The following is a 22,491-nucleotide window of genomic DNA, read 5'->3' on the forward strand; positions in this document are numbered from 1 at the left end:
CTCCTTCTTATAAAAATTGCTGTGGCTCATGGTCAATGCTGAGACGGAGCTCACTATTTTCCCGTTCTTGAGTCAGTGCCAAGACCTGGTTGAGAGTCGGACCAAGCTCATCTTCTAAACGGTATTTAATTAAAATCTGGTAATGATAAAGGTTGTGAGTACGAGCAATCGGTTTTGGCGTCGGCCCAAGAATGTTACTGGTCTCTGATAATCCTGATCGCAAAATGTTCATGACTTCATAGGCACGTTTGACTACCTCTTCTTCTTTCTTGTGAGAAAGGGTAATGCCAATCGTGAAATAGTAAGGCGGATAGCCAAGTTGTCGTCTGATTCCCATTTCATAGGCATAAAAACCTTCGTAATCCTGATCCTTGGCAAATCGAATAGCATAGTGCTGCGGATTGTAAGACTGGATCAAGACCTGCCCAGCTTTTTCAGCACGACCTGCCCGGCCTGCAACCTGAGTCAAAAGTTGGAAGGTTCTCTCAGAAGAACGGAAGTCAGGCAAATTCAAAGCCGTATCCGCATTGAGCACTCCGACCAAAGTCACATTGGGAAAATCCAATCCCTTGGCAATCATCTGAGTACCTAGTAAAATATCTGCTTCTCCTCGCCCAAACTGGTCAAGCAGAGCTTGGTGGCTACCTTTCTTACGAGTCGTATCCACATCCATCCGCAAAATGCGGGCCTTGGGAAAGAGTTCTGCCAGCTCGTCATAAGCCTTCTGAGTTCCTGTCCCATAATAACGAATACTGCGACTCTTACAGTTAGGACAGATCTGAGGAATGTCTTTCGAAAAACCACAATAATGGCAGTTCATGTTCTTGGTATCCATGTGCAAGGTCAGGGAAATATCACAGTTGGGACAAGTATCTACCGTCCCACATTCCCGACACATGACAAAGCTAGAATAACCACGACGATTGAGCATAAGAACCACCTGCTCTTTTTTAGCCAGACGATCCTGAATCGCTTCTAGCAAAGGTGGCGTAAAGTTTGACGTCTCATTTTGTCCGATATAGTCTCGAAAGTCAATCACTTGAACCTCAGGGATTGTAGCCAAAGGATTGGCACGTTGGGTTAGACGTAAGTGTTGATAGACGCCTTTGCCAGCACGCGCCCGGCTCTCTAAGCTCGGCGTTGCAGACCCAAGCACCAGAGCCGCTTGATTATACTGGGCCCGTAAAATGGCCACTTCTCTGGCATGGTAACGGGGATTGCTGTCCTGCTTATAAGTCGCTTCATGCTCCTCATCGATAATGATAACACCTAGATTTTTCAGCGGAGCAAAGATGGCCGATCTGGCGCCAACAACAACTTGAGCGTCTCCACGCTCGACCTTGCGCCATTCATCATACTTTTCACCATTGGATAAGCCTGAGTGAAGGATGGCCACCTTGTCCCCAAAACGAGCGATAAAACGCTCTGTCATCTGAGGAGTCAAGGAAATCTCAGGCACCAGCAAAATAGCTGTCTTGCCTTTGTCCAAGGCCCCTTGGATAATCTGCAAATAAACCTCGGTCTTCCCACTTCCTGTAATCCCTTGAAGGAGGAAGGGAGGCTGATGACTGCCAATCGCACTGACAACCGCATCACGCGCCTGCCTTTGCTCTGGATTCAACTCCAAAGGCTGACTTGCTTCAATGCCTTCAAAATAAGCAGCCGAGCGTTGCACTTCCTTTTGGACTATAGTAACAGCACCTTGTTCCACAAAGAAGTTAACTTGCTCCCGTGAGTAGGACTCTAACAAACTAGTCAAGGAAGCATTCTCTGGATGAGACAGCAAATAATCTCTCAATTCCAACTTTTTCTTGGCACGTGCAGAAATCTCGACACCTTCTAACTGAACAAGATCTATCTCATACCAAGACTGGGTCTTGACCTTCTTTTGATCAATTGCCTGATATTCCAGACCAAGCAGGCCTTTTCTAGTCAAACGCATCATTTCGGCTTGTTTGGCAAGGTCTAGCGAAGAAAAGGCTAGCGAATCTTCTGAACCAAACAAGCGCTCTCGGTCTTCCTGATTCAGACCAGCCAGAGGATAGAGAATCTTGTCATAGCTGGAGTTCAGAAACCCTGGTAACATAGCCTTGAGGATGGAGATCTTGTAGGAGAAAACAGATTTGCGTAACTCCTCAGCCAGCCAGAGTTGTTCTTTCGTGAGAACAGGAGAAAAATCCAGCACCTCAGCAATATCTTTTAAATCTTGATTAGCCTCTCCTTCGTCTGATTGAGACTCCAAACCAAGAACAATCCCTTGAATCAGGCGATTGCCCTTACCAAAAGGCACATGAACCCGCATCCCAACTTCCAGCATTCCCTCAAATTCCTCAGGAATCCTGTAACTATAGGGCTGGTCCGTCTGCATCAAGGGCACATCTACGATAATCTTAGCTATCGCCATCTTCTCACCTCCTCCTTGTCAGTATATTCTTGCAATAGAAAAAATAAGATTGAGTCCCCCCAACCTTAAATTTTTTCACCATCTTCTTTTTCTTTAGCGATTTGCTCTTTGATTTTCTTTTCTTCTTCTTCTTTGCGGCGTTTTTCTTCTTCGATACGGCGACGCACTGCTTCACGTTTTCCCTCTGGATCTGGGTGAATTGTAACGTTTCCTGATTCGATTTCTTCTAAAGCGCGAAGAGTTGATTTTTCAGATTTGAAACCTTGAGTTGCTGGCGCACCTGCTTCCAATTCGTGGGCACGTTTTGCTTCCAAGATTACGAGTGAATATTTTGATGGAACCTTGTCGAGCAAGGTATCAATAGAGGGTTTTAACATCATTTGCTTGTACCTATTTTCTAAATTTTATCGGGTAGTTGGAGATTTCGGTAACATCTCCTGATAGTGACCAATGACACGATCCACACGGAAGTGCTCTGCTTCAATAACACGTTTGACACGCTCAGCAGCTAGGGGCACCTGATCGTTGACAATCGCATAATCATACTCACGCATGAGGGCAATTTCTTCCTTGGCTTTTTCGATTCGTTGGGCAATCACTTCTGCACTGTCTGTTCCACGTCCTACCAAACGATCTTGCAATTCATCCAAATCTGGTGGTGTCAGGAAGATAAAGACAGCATCTGGAACCTTTTTCTTGACCTGAAGAGCGCCCTGAACCTCAATTTCAAGGAAAACATCGATTCCCTTGTCCAAGGTTTCATTGACATAGGTCAGAGGAGTTCCATAGTAGTTGCCGACATATTCTGCGTATTCCAACATCTGCCCTTGACGAATCAGCTCTTCAAACTCTTCACGAGTACGGAAGAAATAATCAACACCGTCCACTTCTCCAGGACGTTGTGCGCGTGTCGTCATCGATACAGAGTATTGAAATTGGTTTTCAGAACTCTCAAAAATCTCTCTTCTAACCGTTCCTTTTCCAACCCCTGAAGGACCAGAAAATACGATTAGTAAGCCTCGGTCTGCCATTGTGTCTCCTTTTAGTCAGTCTGCGTCTCTAGAATAACGGCAAAAAGCCAGATTATTCTTTACAGTCTTTCTATCTAGTGTAACAAAAAAGCAGTAATTTTTCAACTGCTCTTTCTTATTTATTTGGCATAATCTGTTAGTCTACAATGTTCCATCTACTAAAAAGTCTTGAAATTTTATTCTATTTAAGAGATAATAAAACTACTAATACAAAAAGGAGAAGTTTATGGGAAATTATAAAGGAAAAAATGTTGATGAAGCTATTGAAAATGGTTTGTACGAACTCAATCTCAAAAAAAGTGAAGTCAAAATTAATATCATTGATCATGGAAATGCCGGAATTTTTGGTTTTTTTGAAAAAGAAGCTGAGGTTGAAATCATACCATTAAGCCCACTGGAATTGAAGGTAAAAAAATTAATTCCATATTTAATTGGTGTTGCTGTAATATTTATTATTCTTATATCAGTTATAATTGGAGTATACTCAGATAAGTCAACTACTGTTTCTCCCCCTTCATCTACAGAAACTAGTAGCGTTATTGAAAAATCTGTCGAGAAAACTAGTGAATCATCCTCTACATCATCAAGTTCGACGCCTGCTTCCTCTAGTTCAACTAACACCACATCAAGCTCGACCGAAACCTCGTCAACAAGTCCATCACAAGCAACTATTATCACAGTAGAAAACAATGAAGACTTTAAATCTCTACTCCAAACTGAAGATCAAAGTGTCATAACAGATTTTATTCAAAAACACAAAGGTCAGATAATTGAATTTGATGGGAACATAGCAAACCTTGCTAAGTCAAAATCAAAATATGATATTCTTATTCATTCTGGAAATTATCATCCTGATGAGGTATCAGGCCCTAATTTCAAAATCCCTCAAATCACTATCATCTCAAATCCTATATTCAATTCATTTAATGGGGACAATATTAAAACCGGACAAAATATACATATTAAAGCAGAAATCGGTAACTATAACTCTACTCAAGATTTAATCTACTTATCACCAATTGAGATTTCGCCCCGATAATATAACAAATAGTTGCAAATAATTTATTCAAAAAACTGAAGTCAGATTCTCTTCTGACTTCAGTTTTTTATTATTTAGCATAATCTACTGCACGAAGCTCACGAATCACGGTTACCTTGATATTTCCAGGGTAATCGAGATTGTTTTCAATTTTCTCACGAACTTTGTGAGCCAAGATTGTGACTTTGTCGTCTTTGATTTGTCCTGGATTGACCATGATGCGGATTTCACGTCCTGCTTGAAGGGCAAAGCTATTCTGTACTCCTTCAAAGCCGTTCGCAATTTCTTCCAAATCATGAAGACGTTTGATGTAGCTTTCAAGAGACTCACTACGAGCACCCGGACGGGCAGCGCTCAAGGCGTCTGCTGCAGCAACAATCACTGCAATGACGCTTTCGGCTTCGACATCACCGTGGTGGCTAGCAATTGTATTCACCACAACTGGATGTTCCTTGTACTTACGAGCCAATTCCATACCGATTTCAACGTGGCTACCTTCAACCTCACGGTCAATGGCTTTTCCGATATCGTGAAGGAACCCTGCACGACGAGCAAGAGCCGCATTTTCACCAAGTTCGCTCGCCATGATACCAGCTAACTTAGCAACCTCAATCGAATGACGTAAGACATTTTGTCCATATGAAGTACGGAACTGCAAGCGACCCATGATTTTCATCAAGTCTGGATGAAGGTTTGGTGCCCCAATTTCATAGGCAGCAGCCTCACCGTATTCACGAATCTTATTGTCAATCTCTTGACGGTTTTTCTCAACCAACTCTTCGATACGAGCTGGGTGGATACGACCATCCTTGAGCAACATTTCCATAGTCATACGGGCAATTTCACGACGAATCGGGTCAAAACCTGATAAGGTCACCACTTCTGGTGTATCGTCGATAATCACATCGACCCCTGTCAAACTTTCAAAGGTACGAATGTTACGACCTTCACGACCAATAATGCGTCCCTTCATAGTATCGTCTGGCAGGTGAACCGTTGAGTTTGTTGACTCCGCCACATATTCACCAGCGATACGTTGCATGGCTTGAACCAAGATGTCCTTGGCCATTTTGTCAGAACGTTCCTTGACCTCTTGCTCAGCTTCACGAATGCGGCTAGCAATCTCCTTGGTCAAGTTTTCCTCTGTCTGAGCCAAGATAATATCTCGTGCTTCTGCCTGAGACAGGGCACCAATACGCTCTAGCTCTGCTTCTTTTTGTCTTTCGACTTCCTCTAATTGCTCTTCACGCGCATCAAGGTTTTTCGCTCTATCAGAAATACTTTGTTCTTTTTGTTCAAGTGTTTGTTCTTTACTCGTCAAATTGTCGTCCTTACGGTCAAGGCTAGTAGCTCTCTCTGTCAAACGACTTTCGATTTGTTTGAGTTCTTGACGTTCTGATTTGAATTCAGCGTCCACTTCTTCACGGTATTTTCTGGCTTCTTCTTTGGCCTCCAATAGTGCTTCTTTTTTAAGAGACTTGCTTTCACGTTTAGCTTCATTAACAAGTAAATCCGCTTCACGTTCAGCTTGTCCACGTAAATTAGTTGCTTCTTGTTCAGCATTTAAAAGCATCAACTCTGCAGCTTCCTGAGATGATTTCATCTTGGCTGAGATGCTGACATATCCAATGACTAAACCAATGATGACGGCAAAAACAGCAATCGCAAGCGACATGATTTCCATGTTTTTACCTCATTTTATTGTTATTCCGAATGACATACATTCTTTTACATTCTACCATAAAAAAGTGATTTTCACAAACCTAAAATAGAATATGTTTTGGGGAAATTGGAACACATTCACAAAAATAAAATTGTTATTTAGAAATAGTAGTTTAGTAGAGACTTGAGAAAAAGCCTACTTTTCAGTAGACTTAGTTTATTTCTATTCTAATCGGTACTCTTCCAAAATTCTGCTCTGCTATACTTGGATTTCCCAGTTGGTAAATCTGGTCTGCCTTTTGGGTCATAGCATCCCAAGGTTCTTTGCCAATTCGGCTGACTAGATCGACCTGCCCTTTCAAAGACTTGAGATGTTGCCTGCCTTTTTCAGTAAAGCCAAGAACATGGATGCCTTCTGGCAAGTCACTTTCTCTAGCCTGCACCAAGATATAGGTCAAAAGGCGTCTGACACGCGCCTTGGTGTAACGTTTGGTCGCAACCGCCTCAACCAAGTCTTCCACAGACTGGACTGTCTTGATGGTCTCTTTAATGCGCACAGCCATTTCTTGATTGACCTGATAGATGGTGGTTATGTCGGGATTTGACAAGATTTGATAGCGGAGCAAAGGAAAATAGTCTTCCCAGCTCACTTTACTGGTCTGCTCAAATAGGGCAACAGAAGGCATAAATCGTTCTAAGAAATCTTTGTCCCTTTGGTGCTGACGGAGGGCTGTCGCCGAGGCGAAGTCCACATCCTGGTCCACAGAATGGTAACCAGCCCCCTGACGCTGAATCGGATACAGCTTGATATTTCGTCCCGCAACCGCCTTGGCATAGGCCAAAGCAAGAACATGATTGGGTGTATGGCCTGAAAAATCAAGACCAGCAAATTCCTTCCACATGGCTTGGGTTTTCTGGGGATAGGAGAGAGAATCAGGCAGATTTTCCACAAAATTCTCCATCTCTCTACCTTGCTCTGCGTATAAGTCAGCGATTTTTTGATAATCCAGAACTTCTTCTGTTCCAAAAGCGAGGCTATCAATACCCAACCGAGCCAAGATATCCACAGCCCCTTGGCCAAAGAAATCCGCCGCCTGAACACTGACTAAAAAGGGCAGTTCCACTACCAGATCAGCACCATTTTCAAGCGCCATCTGGGCTCGTGTCCACTTGTCCACGATAGCAGGCTCGCCTCTCTGCATGAAATTCCCAGACATGGCCACAATTTTCAACCCCTTCGTCTGCTCAAGCAGGTATTTGTGGCCATTATGAAAAGGATTGAACTCCGCGATAATACCCGTGATGGTCATGATAATCTCCTACTTCTGCGCCACAAAAAACCAACGGGTGCTGGTTTCTGTTGGCTCTTTGTCTTCAAAGTCCGCAAAGAGTTTGAAGGATTTGAATCCGGCCTGTTCCAGCAAAATATCATAGGTCAAGACCTCATAGGTTCGCTCCTCATGCACTTCATCGTGGCGACTAAAGGAACCATCCGCTTCCTTGACAAAGAAAGTCAACTCATGAACGATAGAGTGAGGCGCCGCATCCTCATAGGTATCCCATAGCATGGCGAAATCTTCTGCATTTTCATGATAAGAATAGCCTGGAAAAACTTCGTCTGTCTGGTAGGTCGAATGCACATCAAAGATGAAAACTCCATCTTCATTAAGGGCATTATACACTTCCTTAAAAACATCCCCTACTTCCACCTCATCCTGCATGTAGCAGATAGAGTCCGAATAACAAGTGACAAAGTCGTATTGACCTACCTTGGACAAATCCAACATATTGCCTTCAATAAAATCAATCTTTTGTTTGGCTGAAGCCGCTCTCTTCTCCGCAATCTTCAGCATATCTGCGCTCAAGTCAAGTCCAGTCACATCAAAACCAGCTTGAGAAAAGCGTACAGACTGGATGCCTGTCCCACAAGCCAATTCCAAGAGTTTTTTTCTCTCCTTTGTCTTAGGCAAATGACCCAGAGAAAAATCCGTCCATTTATCATATAAACTATCGTCCATGACCGCATCATAGACCGCCGCAAAGGTTTCATAAGTTGCCATAATCATGATACCAAGAGCCTCCATGGCAAACACCACTCGCCCTATACCTTTCTATCCATTTTTTCTAAAATAAGCAAAGAAACCCAGTTGGCTACAACTGAGTTCGTCTTCTAAGCAAGAGCTTCTGAAATATCTACTGACTCCGCCTCATGCCATAGCTTTTCTAAGTTATAGTGGGCACGCATTTCTTCTGAAAAGACATGCACGACAACAGAGCCGAGGTCTAGTAGGACCCAACCTCCAGCTGCATCTCCTTCGACATGACTGCCTTTAAAGCCTGCATCGGCTACTTTTTCACGGATATTATCAGCGATAGCGTCCAACTGACGGCTATTCATTGAACTAGTAATAACAAAGTAGTCAGTCACGCTAGTCAAATCTTGGACATCAAGTGCGAGGATATCCTCCGCACGTTTCTCATCAGCCGCTTTCACGACTAGTTCTAGTAATTCTTTTTCGTTCATTTAGTCCTCTTTCTAGAAAATATGCTTGTAATCTAGGACATCTGCAAAGCGCCCCTCCCAAATGCCCTCATAAAATTCATTTATCGTTTCTGCTGGAATGTCTTTCCCATCAAACGTTGTGCAAGTTCCTTCTGGAATAATAAGCTGATAGCCATATTCAAAGGCAACCTTGACAGAGGTATCCACACAATATTCTGTCTGCATACCACATAAAACTAATTTTTCAATCCCCTGTTTATCCAAGTATTCTTTTAAACCAGTTTCTTTGAAAATACTGTTATACTTCTTCTGAAAGACCTTTTCATTAGGTTTTCGACTTAAAAGCTCAGATAACTGCCAATCTTCTGATGTTTGAGCTTCAGCGTTCTCAATATGTTGAACATAGACAATTTCAATATTCTTGCTTCTAGCCTGGTTTTGTAAATAAGAAATTTTTTCCAATAGACTATTTGTCTGAAAACCAGTTTCCACTAAAATATTCTGAACATCAATGATTATAAAAGCCGTCTTCATTTAGTCCTCTTTCAAATAGTGCACAAAGGCGTTATAGGTTTCAAGGGTTTGGGGATAGATAGAGAATCCCTGATGAGCTAGATGCTCCACGGTACGAGCTGTTTCGTAGGCCACCGCCTTATTAAGCGATAAACTTGCAATCTCACGTGCCACATCTACTCCTGGAAAGGCACGATTGTGCTCGATATAGTCTGCGACGTAGATGACTTTATCTAGGTCTGTCATCTGACCAGCACCGACTGTATGGATTTCAATGGCTCGCAAGATTTCTGAATCATGCAAATCCAAATCTTCCTGAATCTTGTAGATGCCAACCATACCATGCCAGACATTATTGCCCCAGTTTTTGAGGTCAGGGTCTAACTGATAACGGTCAATCAAGTCTAAAAACTCCTGATCTGACAGCTTCTTAGCATAGTCATGCAGAAGACCTGCAAGACCTGCTTTCTCAGAATCGACCCCAAATCGCTGAGCCAGTTCTATGGCTGCACGCTCCACACCCAAGCAATGGGTTAAGCGTTTTTCAGGTAAAAGCTCTGTCATTTTTTCCAACAAAGCCTCGCGAGAGCAGTTGATATAGTCTTGATAGGCCATCAGTAGAGCCCCTCCTTCTCGATGTAGTCTAGCACCGGCTGAGGCAGGAGAAAGTTGGGTTTCCGACCTTGGGCAAGGAAGTCCCGCACCATGCTGGATGAGATATCCATGAGAGGCACATCCACCCAGATAACTGGATAGGAAGTTCCAGCCTTGTAGCGTGGGCGCTGAACCCCTACAAACTGAACCATGTCGACCAGCTCATCAATTCGGTACCACTTAGGCAAATAGTCCACCATGTCGGCCCCGATGATAAAGTAATAATCCGTATCTGGATACTGCTCTGTCAAAATCTTCATGGTGTCGTAGGTGTAGGAAATGCCCTTGCGCTCTAGCTCGATTGTTTCAATGGCTAGCCCTTCAATCCCCTCAATCGCCAATTCAAGCATCTTGAGACGATGGTGTTCAGGGATGGTTTCCTTTTTATCTACGTGAGGAGGTTGGTACTCAGGCATGAGCAAAACTTGATCCAGTCCTAACTGTTGCCGTACTTGGTCAGCAACAATCAGATGCGCATTGTGAACAGGGTTAAAATTCCCCCCTAAAATCCCGACTTGTTTGCGTTTTTTCTCCTTGATTTCTGGCTCCAACTCTACCTTGGTAAAGGGAGTCAATAGTTCGATTGCCATAGGCTAGTCTCCTTTATTTCTCTGTAAAAACAGTTATTTGGAGTATAGTTTTTAGATTTCTTTGACTTTCTTAGAAATCTTGCGATTTTCTTTCTTGCTGGATTGTTTAAACAAAATCAAGATTCGTCCGATTTTTTGGACTGTATCCACACCAATTTCTTCTTCCAAGATTTCAGCTACTTCGTGGATATTTTCATCGGTGTTTTGCAAAAGAGTAACCTTGATCAATTCACGGGCGTCAAGTGCCTGACGAACGCTGGTTTTGATTTGGTCGTTAAGTCCATTTTTACCGATTTGGATGATGGGTTTGAGGGTGTGTGCCTGACTGTTGAGGAAGGCACGTTGTTTTGATGTTAATGACATAATTTCTTCCTTGTTTTTTTGATAGTTATTTTAGGTGGTGAGGGACGGTCGGAACTAATTTTTCAAAGATCTCATCTTTGAAAAATGGATTTCCTGACCTCACAATTGAGCCTAGGTCTCAATTATGCCCCTTACCAATCTAACGATTGGCAATCACACCACGGCAATAACTATCTTTTTATGAGCTCACTTTGTTCGCTCAGTGATTTCATTTTAAATAATTGCTTTTCGTGTGACGACTGCGACGCCTTCTGGTGCCCAGACGGCGACTTTTGCTGTGCCTGTTACGCGAATCCAGCCTAGGCCTGAGATAACTAGGTCTGTCTTGTCCTTGATGGTAAATACATGTTGGACTAGTTTTGGAAAATCTTCTTTTTCCTTGCTATTTGGTGGTGTCAGAAGGGTTCCTACATGCTTGTCATAGAAAGCACTAGCTCCTTCAAGCTTGGTTCGGTGGAGTTTGAGTTCATTATCAAAGAAGGCTGTGAATCCTTGCTTTTCACCCGCAATGAAGTCAAAGCGTCCGAGACCGCCTAGAAACAGTGTTTGTTCAGGATTGAGCTGATAGGTTTTGGGTTTAATTTCCTTTTTAGGGCTGACATACTTGAGGTTTTTAGCCGTCAAGTAGTGAGCCATCTGGTGGCGGTGGATAATTCCCGGCGTATCGTAGATATAAGAACCGTCGTCAAGCGGAATCTCAATTTTGTCCAAGGTTGTCCCTGGGAAGCGCGAAGTCGTGATGACATTCTGATCACCCGTGATTTCTTGAATGATGGCATTGATGAGGGTTGATTTTCCAACGTTTGTCACGCCAACAACATAGACATCACGGCCCTTACGGTAGTGTTCGATTTTGTCAATGACTTCCTTAATAGCATGTTTATTTTGTGCCGAAGTTAGGACGACATCGACTGGACGAAGACCTTCTTCGTGGGCACGTTCCATGAGCCACTGGCTAATCTTGCCTGGTTTAACTGACTTGGGCAGGATATCTTTTTTATTTCCCACCAAAAGGACATCATTGCCCGATACAAAGCGTGGCAAGCCTGGAATGACAGAGCCATTAAAATCAAAGATATCAATGACATTGACCACTAAGGCATCACTGTCTCCCACCTCGTGCAAGAGCTTGAGGAAATCATCGTCCGTCAACTGGACATCCGTGATTTCATTATAGTGGCGGAGACGGAAACAGCGTTGGCAATAGACTTCGCCAGTTTCCAAACCTTTTTCAAGTGCCGACTGGGGAGTAAAGCCAAGACCAGCCTTGTCTGTCGTCTGAATGGTTGCTCCACAACCAATACAGAGAATTTCTTCCATAGTTAAATTCCTTTTTTATATGTAATCGGTCCGTACGTTTCAGTGATTTTTCGCATGACACGGCGCTCACGAGCTCGGTTAATCTGCGTTTTGATCGAGTCATGTTGGACCAAGGGTTTGACTAAAATCGAGCGAATACCAGCACGGTGGGCTGCTCGAACATCTGTCATGAGCTGGTCGCCAACCATGACCACTTCACTTTTCTCATAGTGAAATTCCTTCATGGCACGATTAATCCCAAATGTGAAGGGCTTCAGAGCCCAATAAACGTAATCAATTCCAAACTTCTCAACTGCGCGTTGAACTCGTTTTTTGGTATTATTTGAGACTACGATAATAGCAATGCCCGCATCCTGAAGATCATGTAACCATTGCTTCATCTCTGGCGTCCCGTCAGGGTTGTTCCAAGCAATGAGGGTATTATCCAAATCGACCAAAACAGCCTTGATTCCCTGCGCCTGCAGACTTGGGACTGTCAGATCATAAACTGCTTCCACAGCAAAATCTGGCATATAGTTTTCAATCGCCATTCAGGCTCCTTTTCTTAACTTTTTTTAGCAATTTTCCTTAGCAACAATGACAGGACAATCCACAAACCAGCACTGGCCAAACTAATGTAGAGCCAAGCATGGGGCTCATCTGTTAAAGGGAGCGGAACATTCATTCCGAAAAAGCCTGTAACTACTGCCAAAACAGCTAGCAAGACTGAAATGATAGTCAAGGTTGTCAAATTATCATTCAGATTATTATTTAAGATATTGTTGTAAGATGCTGATAGTTGTTGAAGAACTTGAGAAATCAAGTCTGTCATGGATACTAGCTGATGAGCCTCAATCATGGCATCATCAAACTGCTCTCTCTCAATCTCGTTAAAACTGCGATAGAGGGCATGCCCTTGAATATGTTCCAGCAACATGCGATTTTGCTTGGCAGCCGCAGTAAGATAAACCATACCAGTCTCCAAGTCGGACAAGGCAAAGAGATTTTTCTTAGTCGTCCGCTGGCGCAAGAGCCCATTGACCTCGTCCTTACTCTTATCCATCTGCTCGATGACAGGATAGTAGGCATTGCTGATAATTTCCAGACTGGCAAAGAGAAACTTGTAAATCGAAAGCATGTCATGACTCTCCAGATAACGGGTCATCTGTTCAATGACATAGGCGTTCTTGGTATTACTAATGGTAATCAGGCGACGATGTTCCACGATAAAGGTCATGGGAAAAGCTTCATAGTATGCCTTATCCTTTTTCAAGTTCAAGACATTGTAGATAAAGGTCACAGTCCCATTTTCACGGTGATAATCCATGTGGGCACGCTCATTCCTATCCAGCGCATATTCGATGGTTTCCTTGTCCAAACCGTAGATTTCAGAAAGGTCCTCTAGTTTTTTCAACTTGTCCAAATCTAAGTTAATCCAGGTACAACCATTGCCCAACTGTTTTTCTAAAAACATCTTCTCTCCTTTACCAAACTCTTTCTATTGTACCATAAATCTGCTAAAATTTCAGACCTGGTCTGTCCGAGAGAAATTGCTGACGACGGTGATATTCCGATTGGGAACAAAGTGCAGAACCTGATCTTCTCCTCTGAGTTGCGTTGTTCGAATGCCGACACTGACAACCTTGCCCGATACGGTAATAGGACCATTTGTCAAAACGACCTCATCTCCCACATCCAGTTGACGTTCAAAGAGGATGAAAAACCCATTGATGACATCAGATAGAAAGCCTTGGGCTCCCATCCCAATAGCCACCCCAGCAATCCCAGCCCCTGCCAGCAAACTAGAAACTGGCAAACCTAAAATCGACAAAATGCAGTAAAGCAAAAAGAAATAAAGGGTATAATTAAACACATTTTCTAACAGACGTGAGATGGTTTTCTGACGCCCGACATCATGACGAGACATTTTTAGAGAAGGTTTGACAATTCTCTGCACCATGGTATGGAGCAATTTCTTAGCTATATAAAAGAGTAAAAATAAGAATAACAGAGAAATTAACTTGGTTAAGATATTTTCAATAATCGTTGTTATATCAAGCTTATTGAGGTAGGTTTGAATAAATTCTTTCATAGAAAACTCCTTTCATTTATTATACCATACTTTTACAAGTGATGAATCTCCATAAATATTCAAAAATAATAGCCAAAATAGACAGAAAATTCTTGATTTTAGCTCATATTTATACTATAATCATAAACATTACACAACAAAGGAGATTATTATGAAAAAATTCATTCATGCTTGGAATAAGGCAAGCCTAATCAAACGGATTTTGATTGGTATGCTTATTGGAGGAACCCTAGGGCTGACACTTCCTAACATTTCAGGAATTGGTCTACTCGGAGATCTCTTTGTTGGCGGTCTAAAAGCCATCGCACCCATTCTGGTCTTTGCCCTCGTTGCCAATGCCCTTTCCCAACATCAAAAGGGACAAGATAGCAACATGAAAACGGTTATCTTCCTTTACTTGGTAGGAACCTTTGCAGCGGCACTTGTTGCTGTCCTAGCAAGCTTCATTGTCCCTGTTGAGATTACCTTAAATAGTTCCAATACAGAAATCGCACCACCAGATGGAATTGGCCAGGTCCTCAGCAACCTCTTGCTCAAACTGGTTGACAATCCAGTCAATGCCCTCGTTACTGCTAACTACATCGGTATCTTATCTTGGGCAGTTGTTTTCGGGATTGCTATGAGAGAGGCCAGCAAAAATAGTAAAGAATTGCTGAAAACCATGGCTGATGTGACTTCTAAGATTGTCGAATGGATTATCAACCTAGCTCCATTTGGTATCCTTGGTCTTGTCTTCAAAACCATCTCTGATAAGGGAATCGGAAGCCTAGCTAACTATGGAATCTTGCTTGCCCTCTTGGTGACAACCATGTTCTTTGTAGCTCTGGTAGTCAATCCACTAATTGCCTTCCTCTTTATGAAGAGAAACCCTTATCCCCTCGTTTGGAAATGTTTGCGTGTCAGCGGTGTGACAGCCTTCTTCACTCGTAGTTCTGCGGCTAACATCCCTGTCAACATGAAACTTTGTCACGACCTTGGACTGGATCCAGATACCTATTCGGTTTCTATCCCACTTGGTTCTACTATCAACATGGCAGGGGCAGCGATTACTATTAATGTTCTAACGCTTGCTGCAGTAAATACTTTGGGAATCCCTGTTGACTTTGCCACAGCCTTTGTCCTCAGTGTAGTAGCAGCTATCTCAGCCTGTGGTGCTTCTGGTATTGCCGGAGGATCCCTCCTTCTTATCCCAGTTGCTTGTAGCCTGTTCGGTATTTCTAACGATATTGCCATGCAAGTTGTCGGAGTTGGATTTGTGATTGGGGTCATCCAAGACTCATGCGAAACAGCCCTCAACTCTTCAACAGATGTACTCTTTACTGCCGTTGCCGAATACGCGGCAGCCCGTAAAAAATAACTCATAAAGGCAAGCCTACTCAGGTCTTGTCTTTTCCGCTTCTATTCTGACTTACTAGGAAATCCATATGTCTATTAGCCAACGTACGACCAAGCTTATCTTAGCTACCTGTCTTGCCTGCCTTCTTGCTTATTTTCTCAATCTCTCCTCAGCTGTCTCGGCTGGAATCATCGCCCTCTTGAGCCTATCCGATACTCGTAGAAGTACCTTAAAACTGGCCCGCAATCGACTCTTTTCCATGCTCCTCGCTCTAGCTATCGGTGTTCTGGCTTTTCACTTGAGCGGATTTCATATCTGGAGCCTCGGCCTCTATCTAGCCCTCTATGTGCCTCTAGCCTACAAGATGGGCTGGGAAATTGGCATCACACCAAGTAGCGTGTTGGTTAGCCATCTCTTGGTGCAAGAGTCAACCTCTCCAGAACTCCTAGTCAACGAATTCCTTCTCTTTGCTATCGGTACTGGATTTGCCTTGCTTGTTAATCTCTACATGCCTTCACGAGAAGAGGACATCCAGCATTACCACACATTAGTAGAAGAAAAGTTAAAAGATATCCTCCAGCGCTTCAAATATTATTTATCCAGAGGGGATGGACGCAACCGAGCACAACTGGTTGAAGAATTAGACACCCTTTTGGAAGAAGCCCTCAGACTGGTCTATTTGGATCACTCTGACCACCTCTTTCACCAGACCGATTACCATATTCACTATTTTGAGATGAGACAGCGACAAAGTCGCATCCTGCGAAACATGGCCCAGCAAATCAACACCTGTCACCTAGCTGCCAGTGAGAGCCTGATTTTGGCCCAACTCTTTTCAAAAATTGCAGGTCAACTGAGCCAGACCAATCCTGCTTCTGATTTGCTAGATGAAATTGAACGTTATCTGGAAGTCTTTCGGAACCGCAGTCTACCCAAGACAAGAGAAGAATTTGAAACCCGTGCCACACTTCTTCAACTCCTACGTGAAGCCAAAACCTTCATCCAAGTAAAAGTTGATTTTTACCAAAAATATGGACAGTAAAAAAGAAAACTTCAGACCAATCACAAAAGGTGAATATCTGAAGTTTTCTTTTATTTGTAAGTTATTACCATAAAGGTTAATAGTAAAATGAATAAGGTCTAATATTCAACATCTTTTTATAGAGGGCTAAGGTAAAACCCTACATACTTTGCTGTCTTATTATCCACGACACTAAGTTTTACAAATCAATTTCATTTACCAAACATAGTTAGTAAGACAGTTATCTAGGCCACTTTCTACCCGTTACAACGGAAAAGCCCACGAATCGATATTATTCATAAAACTTTACTAGTGGAGCGCCTAGCCAAGTTCCATAGAAACTTGGCGTTAGTTACTTAGATTGTTACACAATCAAATAAATTTACTGAACTACAACACTGAGTTTTACAAATCGATTCCATTTGTAAAACTCAGTTAGTGAGGCAGTTAGGCAAGTCTAATAGGACTTGCCGTAGTCTACTTAGATTGCTTTGCAATCAAGTAGGCTTACTGAATCACATCTTCTCTTCCAACTCTACATCTGGATACTTGTCCGCAAACCAGCGGAGGGCAAAGTCATTTTCAAAGAGGAAGACTGGTTGGTCAAAACGGTCTTTAGCCAAGATATTGCGGCTTGAAGACATCCGTTCATCCAAGTCCTCAGGCTTGATCCAACGAACGGTCTTTTTACCCATTGGGCTCATGACTACTTCCGCATTGTACTCGCCTTCCATACGGTGCTTGAAGACTTCAAACTGGAGTTGACCTACAGCGCCTAGCATATACTCGCCTGTTTGGTAATTCTTATAAAGCTGAATGGCACCTTCTTGTACCAATTGCTCGATTCCCTTGTGGAAGGATTTTTGCTTCATGACATTCTTGGCAGAAACTTTCATGAAAATCTCAGGTGTAAAGGTTGGCAGTGGTTCAAATTCAAATTTGTTTTTTCCAACCGTCAAAGTATCCCCAACCTGATAAGTACCTGTATCGTAAACCCCGATAATATCACCCGCTACGGCATTGGTCACATTCTCACGACTTTCCGCCATAAACTGAGTAACATTAGACAATTTAGCCCCCTTACCAGTACGAGGCAAGTTGACACTCATGCCACGCTCAAATTCACCTGATACGATACGGACAAAGGCGATGCGGTCACGGTGACGAGGGTCCATGTTGGCTTGGATCTTAAAGACAAATCCTGAGAAATCCTTGTCATAAGGATCCACAATTTCGCCATCTGTTTTCTTGTGTCCATGTGGTTCCGGAGCAAACTTAAGAAAGGTCTCAAGGAATGTCTGTACACCAAAGTTTGTCAAAGCTGAACCGAAGAATACTGGCGTCAATTCTCCAGCAAGGATAGCTTCCTCTGAGAATTCATTTCCAGCTTCATTTAAAAGTTCAATATCATCTTTGACTTGCTCGTAGAAAGGATTGCTACCAAAAAGCTTGTCCCCATCTTCTAGACTGGCAAAGCGCTCATCCCCTTTATAGAGCTCCAAGCGTTGGTTATAGAGGTCATACAAACCTTCAAAGGCTTTCCCCATCCCGATTGGCCAGTTCATCGGATAGCTAGCAATGCCCAAGACTTCTTCCAACTCTTGCAAGAGATCCAAAGGCTCACGACCGTCACGGTCCAACTTGTTCATAAAGGTAAAGACTGGAATCCCACGGTGTTTGACAACCTCAAACAATTTCTTGGTTTGAGCCTCGATACCCTTGGCAGAGTCCACGACCATGACTGCAGCATCCACCGCCATCAAGGTACGATAAGTATCTTCTGAAAAATCCTCGTGTCCTGGCGTGTCGAGGATATTCACGCGTTTTCCATCGTAGTCAAACTGCATAACAGATGAAGTAACCGAAATCCCACGTTGCTTCTCGATATCCATCCAGTCAGACTTAGCAAAAGTCCCTGTTTTCTTTCCTTTTACCGTACCAGCCTCACGAATCTCGCCCCCAAAGTAGAGTAACTGCTCAGTAATAGTTGTTTTCCCCGCGTCCGGGTGGGAGATGATAGCAAAGGTGCGACGTTTCTTAATTTCTTCTTGAATATTCATAAGTTCTCTTTCTTTGATTCTCTATTTTTCTTGTTTCAATAGCTAAGAATGATTTTTACATTGGATTTTACCATTCCTTTCAACACTCCATTATATCGGATTTTAGCATTTTTTTCAATTTCTATTTTATGTCAGACACTGCTAAAGTAGAACAATTCCCCTTGCAATTTTTCAAATAAATGTTACAATAAATATAGAAAAAGGTGTTGCGACAACAACACCCCACAGAGCCGTTTAAGACGGTGGCTGTAATTACATAACTAAAAAATAGCTCGTTAACTCGCCAAAGTTAGGACGGCTATTTTTTTGTCTCTTTTACCAATTCAAGGATGAACTTTAGGAGCGTGATAACAAAGTTACCAGCTACAAACATGAGTGTCAAAGCCTCAAAAGGGGACAAATCTGGTTACTCCTTTCTACTAAGATTTTACAGGATCTGCACATAAGCATCACCATCCTTTCGATTTTGTAACCACCGTCTTCACTTCTCTGTTAAACTATTGTACCATATATTTTCCCCTTTGAAATCCGCTTTTCAAATATATCATCATCAAAATCCGTTCTCCATCCTATACCTGTTTTTTTCATCTTTCCTTCCCTTATTTATAGGAAAATATGGTAAAATAGAACAGACTAAAAATCATCATTTCACGAAAGGATGCAAGATGAAAATTACGCAAGAAGAGGTAACACACGTTGCCAATCTTTCAAAATTAAGATTCTCTGAAGAAGAAACTGCTGCCTTTGCGACAACCTTATCTAAGATTGTTGACATGGTTGAATTGCTGGGCGAAGTTGACACAACTGGTGTCGCACCTACTACAACCATGGCTGACCGCAAGACTGTACTCCGCCCTGATGTGGCCGAAGAAGGAACAGACCGCGATCGCTTGTTTAAAAACGTACCTGAAAAAGACAACTACTATATCAAGGTACCAGCTATCCTAGACGATGGAGGAGATGCCTAATGACTTTTAACAATAAAACCATTGAAGACTTGCACAATCTCCTGGTCTCTAAGGAAATTTCAGCAACTGAATTAACACAAGCAACACTTGAAGATATCAAGTCTCGCGAGACAGCTATCAACGCTTTTGTTACCATCGCTGAGGAGCAAGCCCTTGCTCAAGCTAAAGCTATTGATGAAGCTGGAATTGACGCTGACAATGTCCTTTCAGGAATTCCATTGGCTGTTAAGGATAACATCTCTACAGACAGTATTCTTACAACTGCTGCCTCAAAAATGCTCTACAACTATGAACCAATCTTTGACGCAACTGCGGTTGCCAATGCAAAATCTAAGGGCATGATTGTCGTAGGGAAAACTAACATGGACGAATTTGCCATGGGTGGTTCAGGTGAGACTTCTCACTACGGTGCCACTAAAAATGCTTGGGACCACAGCAAGGTCCCTGGTGGTTCATCAAGTGGTTCTGCCGCAGCCGTAGCCTCAGGACAAGTCCGTTTGTCTCTTGGATCTGATACAGGTGGTTCTATCCGCCAACCTGCTGCCTTCAACGGGATCGTCGGTCTCAAACCAACCTACGGAACGGTTTCTCGTTTTGGTCTCATTGCCTTTGGTAGCTCATTAGACCAGATTGGACCTTTCGCACCAACTGTTAAGGAAAATGCCCTCTTGCTCAACGCTATTGCCAGCGAAGATGCCAAAGACTCTACTTCTGCTCCTGTCCGCATTGCCGACTTTACTTCAAAAATCGGTCAAGACATCAAGGGCATGAAAATTGCTTTGCCTAAGGAATACCTTGGTGAAGGAATTGACCCAGAGGTTAAGGGAACCATTCTGAACGCAGCCAAACACTTTGAAAAACTTGGTGCTATCGTTGAAGAAGTCAGCCTGCCTCACTCAAAATACGGTGTTGCCGTCTACTACATCATCGCTTCATCTGAAGCTTCATCAAACTTGCAACGCTTTGACGGTATCCGTTACGGCTACCGCGCAGAAGATGCAACCAACCTTGATGAAATCTATGTCAACAGCCGTAGTCAAGGTTTTGGTGAAGAGGTTAAACGTCGTATCATGCTGGGTACTTTCAGCCTTTCATCAGGTTACTACGATGCCTACTACAAGAAAGCTGGTCAAGTCCGTACCCTCATCATCCAAGATTTCGAAAAAGTCTTTGCGGATTATGACTTGATTTTGGGCCCAACTGCTCCTAGTGTTGCTTATGACTTGGACTCACTTAACCATGACCCAGTTGCCATGTACTTGGCTGACCTTTTGACCATCCCAGTCAACTTGGCAGGTCTTCCAGGAATTTCGATTCCTGCTGGATTCTCTCAAGGTCTACCTGTTGGTCTGCAATTGATTGGTCCTAAGTATTCTGAGGAAACCATTTACCAAGCTGCTGCTGCCTTTGAAGCAACAACAGACTACCACAAACAACAACCCGTGATTTTTGGAGGTGACAACTAATGAACTTTGAAACAGTCATTGGACTTGAAGTCCACGTAGAGCTCAACACCAATTCAAAAATCTTCTCACCTACTTCTGCCCACTTTGGAAATGACCAAAATGCCAACACTAACGTGATTGACTGGTCTTTCCCAGGAGTTCTGCCAGTTCTTAATAAAGGTGTTGTCGATGCCGGTATCAAGGCTGCTCTTGCCCTCAACATGGACATCCACAAAAAGATGCACTTTGACCGCAAGAACTACTTCTACCCTGATAATCCAAAAGCCTACCAAATTTCTCAGTTTGATGAGCCAATCGGTTATAACGGCTGGATTGAAGTCGAGCTAGAAGACGGTACGACCAAGAAAATTGGTATCGAACGCGCCCACTTAGAGGAAGACGCTGGTAAAAACACCCACGGTACAGATGGCTACTCTTATGTTGACCTCAACCGCCAAGGGGTGCCATTGATTGAGATTGTATCTGAAGCTGACATGCGTTCGCCAGAAGAAGCCTATGCTTATCTAACAGCCCTCAAGGAGGTCATCCAGTACGCTGGCATTTCTGACGTTAAGATGGAAGAAGGTTCTATGCGTGTGGATGCCAATATCTCTCTTCGCCCGTATGGTCAAGAGAAATTCGGTACCAAGACAGAGTTGAAGAACCTCAACTCCTTCTCAAACGTTCGCAAGGGGCTTGAATACGAAGTCCAACGTCAAGCTGAAATCCTTCGCTCAGGTGGTCAAATTCGCCAAGAAACACGCCGTTATGACGAAGCTAACAAGGCAACCATCCTCATGCGTGTCAAGGAAGGTGCTGCAGACTACCGCTACTTCCCAGAACCAGACCTACCTCTCTTTGAAATTTCTGACGAGTGGATTGAGGAAATGCGTACAGAGTTGCCAGAGTTTCCAAAAGAACGCCGTGCGCGTTATGTATCTGACCTTGGTTTATCAGACTACGATGCTAGTCAGTTGACTGCTAATAAAGTCACTTCTGACTTCTTTGAGAAAGCTGTTGCCCTCGGTGGCGATGCTAAACAAGTCTCTAACTGGCTCCAAGGCGAAGTCGCTCAGTTCTTGAATGCCGAAGGCAAGACACTTGAACAAATCGAATTGACACCAGAAAACTTGGTTGAAATGATTGCCATCATCGAAGACGGTACTATCTCTTCTAAGATTGCTAAGAAAGTCTTTGTCCACCTAGCTAAAAATGGCGGCAGTGCGCGTGAATACGTGGAAAAAGCAGGCATGGTGCAAATCTCAGATCCAGATATTCTGATTCCAATTATCCACCAAGTCTTTGCCGATAACGAAGCGGCTGTTGCCGACTTCAAGTCAGGGAAACGCAACGCAGACAAGGCCTTCACAGGCTTCCTTATGAAAGCAACCAAAGGCCAAGCCAACCCACAAGTCGCCCTTAAACTCCTTGCACAAGAATTGGCGAAGTTGAAAAATGAGTAACTCATTTAAAGTATAACTGACACCAGACTGCTAAAAAATTAGCAGTTC

Annotated in this window: 23 protein-coding genes; 6 read left to right on the top strand and 17 right to left on the bottom strand. The window is 43.2% G+C overall.

Going from position 1 to position 22,491, the window contains the following annotated elements; translation table 11 throughout:
- Positions 1-7: 7 nt before the first annotated feature.
- The 3 genes from TZ91_RS07365 to gmk form a co-directional block, all read right to left on the bottom strand.
- The gene (locus TZ91_RS07365) at positions 8-2,404 is read right to left on the bottom strand and encodes a primosomal protein N' (protein ID WP_033686490.1); all 2,397 of its coding nucleotides are present in this window, start codon (positions 2,402-2,404) and stop codon (positions 8-10) included.
- A 65-nt stretch (positions 2,405-2,469) separates the two neighbouring features.
- Positions 2,470-2,784: a DNA-directed RNA polymerase subunit omega gene (gene rpoZ, locus TZ91_RS07370; protein ID WP_000979235.1), complete on the bottom strand. Its 315-nt coding sequence runs from the start codon at positions 2,782-2,784 to the stop codon at positions 2,470-2,472.
- 24 nt (positions 2,785-2,808) lie between these two features.
- On the bottom strand, positions 2,809-3,435 hold the full coding sequence (gene gmk, locus TZ91_RS07375) for a guanylate kinase (protein ID WP_000775041.1): 627 nt from the start codon (positions 3,433-3,435) through the stop codon (positions 2,809-2,811).
- 226 nt (positions 3,436-3,661) lie between these two features.
- Here gmk and TZ91_RS07380 point away from each other — a divergent pair, with 226 nt between their 5' ends.
- Complete coding sequence (locus tag TZ91_RS07380) at positions 3,662-4,474, top strand: DUF4839 domain-containing protein (RefSeq protein WP_033686489.1); 813 nt, start codon at positions 3,662-3,664, stop codon at positions 4,472-4,474.
- Between the two features lie 70 nt (positions 4,475-4,544).
- Here the strand turns inward: TZ91_RS07380 and TZ91_RS07385 are convergent, their stop codons facing one another.
- The 12 genes from TZ91_RS07385 to TZ91_RS07440 form a co-directional block, all read right to left on the bottom strand.
- Positions 4,545-6,158, bottom strand: a complete 1,614-nt coding sequence (locus TZ91_RS07385; protein ID WP_000404934.1) for a ribonuclease Y — start codon at positions 6,156-6,158, stop codon at positions 4,545-4,547.
- A 190-nt stretch (positions 6,159-6,348) separates the two neighbouring features.
- A complete protein-coding gene (locus TZ91_RS07390; protein WP_033686488.1) occupies positions 6,349-7,446 on the bottom strand; it encodes a nucleotidyltransferase in 1,098 nt (365 codons plus the stop codon).
- 9 nt (positions 7,447-7,455) lie between these two features.
- Positions 7,456-8,196, bottom strand: a complete 741-nt coding sequence (locus TZ91_RS07395; protein ID WP_004255427.1) for a class I SAM-dependent DNA methyltransferase — start codon at positions 8,194-8,196, stop codon at positions 7,456-7,458.
- Between the two features lie 110 nt (positions 8,197-8,306).
- On the bottom strand, positions 8,307-8,660 hold the full coding sequence (rsfS, locus tag TZ91_RS07400; protein WP_004255425.1) for a ribosome silencing factor: 354 nt from the start codon (positions 8,658-8,660) through the stop codon (positions 8,307-8,309).
- A gap of 12 nt (positions 8,661-8,672) precedes the next feature.
- A complete protein-coding gene (locus TZ91_RS07405) occupies positions 8,673-9,173 on the bottom strand; it encodes a cysteine hydrolase family protein (RefSeq protein ID WP_004255420.1) in 501 nt (166 codons plus the stop codon).
- Positions 9,174-9,767 (bottom strand): bis(5'-nucleosyl)-tetraphosphatase (symmetrical) YqeK, encoded by a 594-nt coding sequence (gene yqeK / locus TZ91_RS07410; RefSeq protein ID WP_033686487.1) that lies wholly within the window; start codon positions 9,765-9,767, stop codon positions 9,174-9,176.
- Positions 9,767-10,396 carry a nicotinate-nucleotide adenylyltransferase gene (locus TZ91_RS07415; RefSeq protein ID WP_004255416.1) on the bottom strand — a complete coding sequence of 210 codons (630 nt, stop codon included), beginning with the start codon at positions 10,394-10,396 and terminating at the stop codon, positions 9,767-9,769. The genes yqeK and TZ91_RS07415 overlap by 1 nt, the downstream gene beginning before the upstream one ends.
- 51 nt (positions 10,397-10,447) lie before the next feature.
- Positions 10,448-10,759 (bottom strand): ribosome assembly RNA-binding protein YhbY, encoded by a 312-nt coding sequence (yhbY, locus tag TZ91_RS07420; protein WP_000060169.1) that lies wholly within the window; start codon positions 10,757-10,759, stop codon positions 10,448-10,450.
- A 213-nt stretch (positions 10,760-10,972) separates the two neighbouring features.
- Entirely contained in the window at positions 10,973-12,079 is a 1,107-nt protein-coding gene (yqeH, locus tag TZ91_RS07425; RefSeq protein ID WP_020901601.1) for a ribosome biogenesis GTPase YqeH, read from the bottom strand.
- 2 nt (positions 12,080-12,081) lie between these two features.
- Positions 12,082-12,609, bottom strand: a complete 528-nt coding sequence (locus TZ91_RS07430; protein ID WP_033686486.1) for a YqeG family HAD IIIA-type phosphatase — start codon at positions 12,607-12,609, stop codon at positions 12,082-12,084.
- Between the two features lie 14 nt (positions 12,610-12,623).
- Positions 12,624-13,532, bottom strand: coding sequence for a magnesium transporter CorA family protein (locus TZ91_RS07435; protein WP_004260845.1), 909 nt, complete (start codon positions 13,530-13,532; stop codon positions 12,624-12,626).
- A gap of 51 nt (positions 13,533-13,583) precedes the next feature.
- Positions 13,584-14,150, bottom strand: a complete 567-nt coding sequence (locus tag TZ91_RS07440; protein ID WP_004260843.1) for a mechanosensitive ion channel family protein — start codon at positions 14,148-14,150, stop codon at positions 13,584-13,586.
- Positions 14,151-14,301: 151 nt separating this feature from the next.
- Here TZ91_RS07440 and sstT point away from each other — a divergent pair, with 151 nt between their 5' ends.
- Positions 14,302-15,507 (top strand): serine/threonine transporter SstT, encoded by a 1,206-nt coding sequence (gene sstT, locus TZ91_RS07445; RefSeq protein ID WP_033686485.1) that lies wholly within the window; start codon positions 14,302-14,304, stop codon positions 15,505-15,507.
- Positions 15,508-15,574: 67 nt separating this feature from the next.
- Positions 15,575-16,528 (top strand): aromatic acid exporter family protein, encoded by a 954-nt coding sequence (locus TZ91_RS07450; protein WP_033686484.1) that lies wholly within the window; start codon positions 15,575-15,577, stop codon positions 16,526-16,528.
- A gap of 494 nt (positions 16,529-17,022) precedes the next feature.
- Here the strand turns inward: TZ91_RS07450 and TZ91_RS07455 are convergent, their stop codons facing one another.
- Both TZ91_RS07455 and TZ91_RS10675 read right to left on the bottom strand, forming a co-directional pair.
- A complete protein-coding gene (locus tag TZ91_RS07455; RefSeq protein WP_001025437.1) occupies positions 17,023-18,567 on the bottom strand; it encodes a peptide chain release factor 3 in 1,545 nt (514 codons plus the stop codon).
- Between the two features lie 298 nt (positions 18,568-18,865).
- Complete coding sequence (locus TZ91_RS10675) at positions 18,866-18,940, bottom strand: hypothetical protein (protein WP_232610068.1); 75 nt, start codon at positions 18,938-18,940, stop codon at positions 18,866-18,868.
- Positions 18,941-19,232: 292 nt separating this feature from the next.
- Here TZ91_RS10675 and gatC point away from each other — a divergent pair, with 292 nt between their 5' ends.
- From gatC to gatB, 3 genes are read left to right on the top strand one after another with little or no spacing between them, the layout of a single operon-like run.
- Positions 19,233-19,535, top strand: coding sequence for an Asp-tRNA(Asn)/Glu-tRNA(Gln) amidotransferase subunit GatC (gatC, locus tag TZ91_RS07460; protein WP_000705419.1), 303 nt, complete (start codon positions 19,233-19,235; stop codon positions 19,533-19,535).
- A complete protein-coding gene (gatA, locus tag TZ91_RS07465; RefSeq protein ID WP_033686483.1) occupies positions 19,535-21,001 on the top strand; it encodes an Asp-tRNA(Asn)/Glu-tRNA(Gln) amidotransferase subunit GatA in 1,467 nt (488 codons plus the stop codon). Before gatC ends, gatA begins: the two co-directional genes overlap by 1 nt.
- On the top strand, positions 21,001-22,443 hold the full coding sequence (gene gatB / locus TZ91_RS07470; protein ID WP_033686482.1) for an Asp-tRNA(Asn)/Glu-tRNA(Gln) amidotransferase subunit GatB: 1,443 nt from the start codon (positions 21,001-21,003) through the stop codon (positions 22,441-22,443). The genes gatA and gatB overlap by 1 nt, the downstream gene beginning before the upstream one ends.
- Positions 22,444-22,491: the final 48 nt, after the last annotated feature.

It is taken from the genome of Streptococcus mitis (genome assembly GCF_000960025.1).
In the GTDB taxonomy this organism is placed as follows: Bacteria; Bacillota; Bacilli; order Lactobacillales; family Streptococcaceae; genus Streptococcus; species Streptococcus mitis_DH.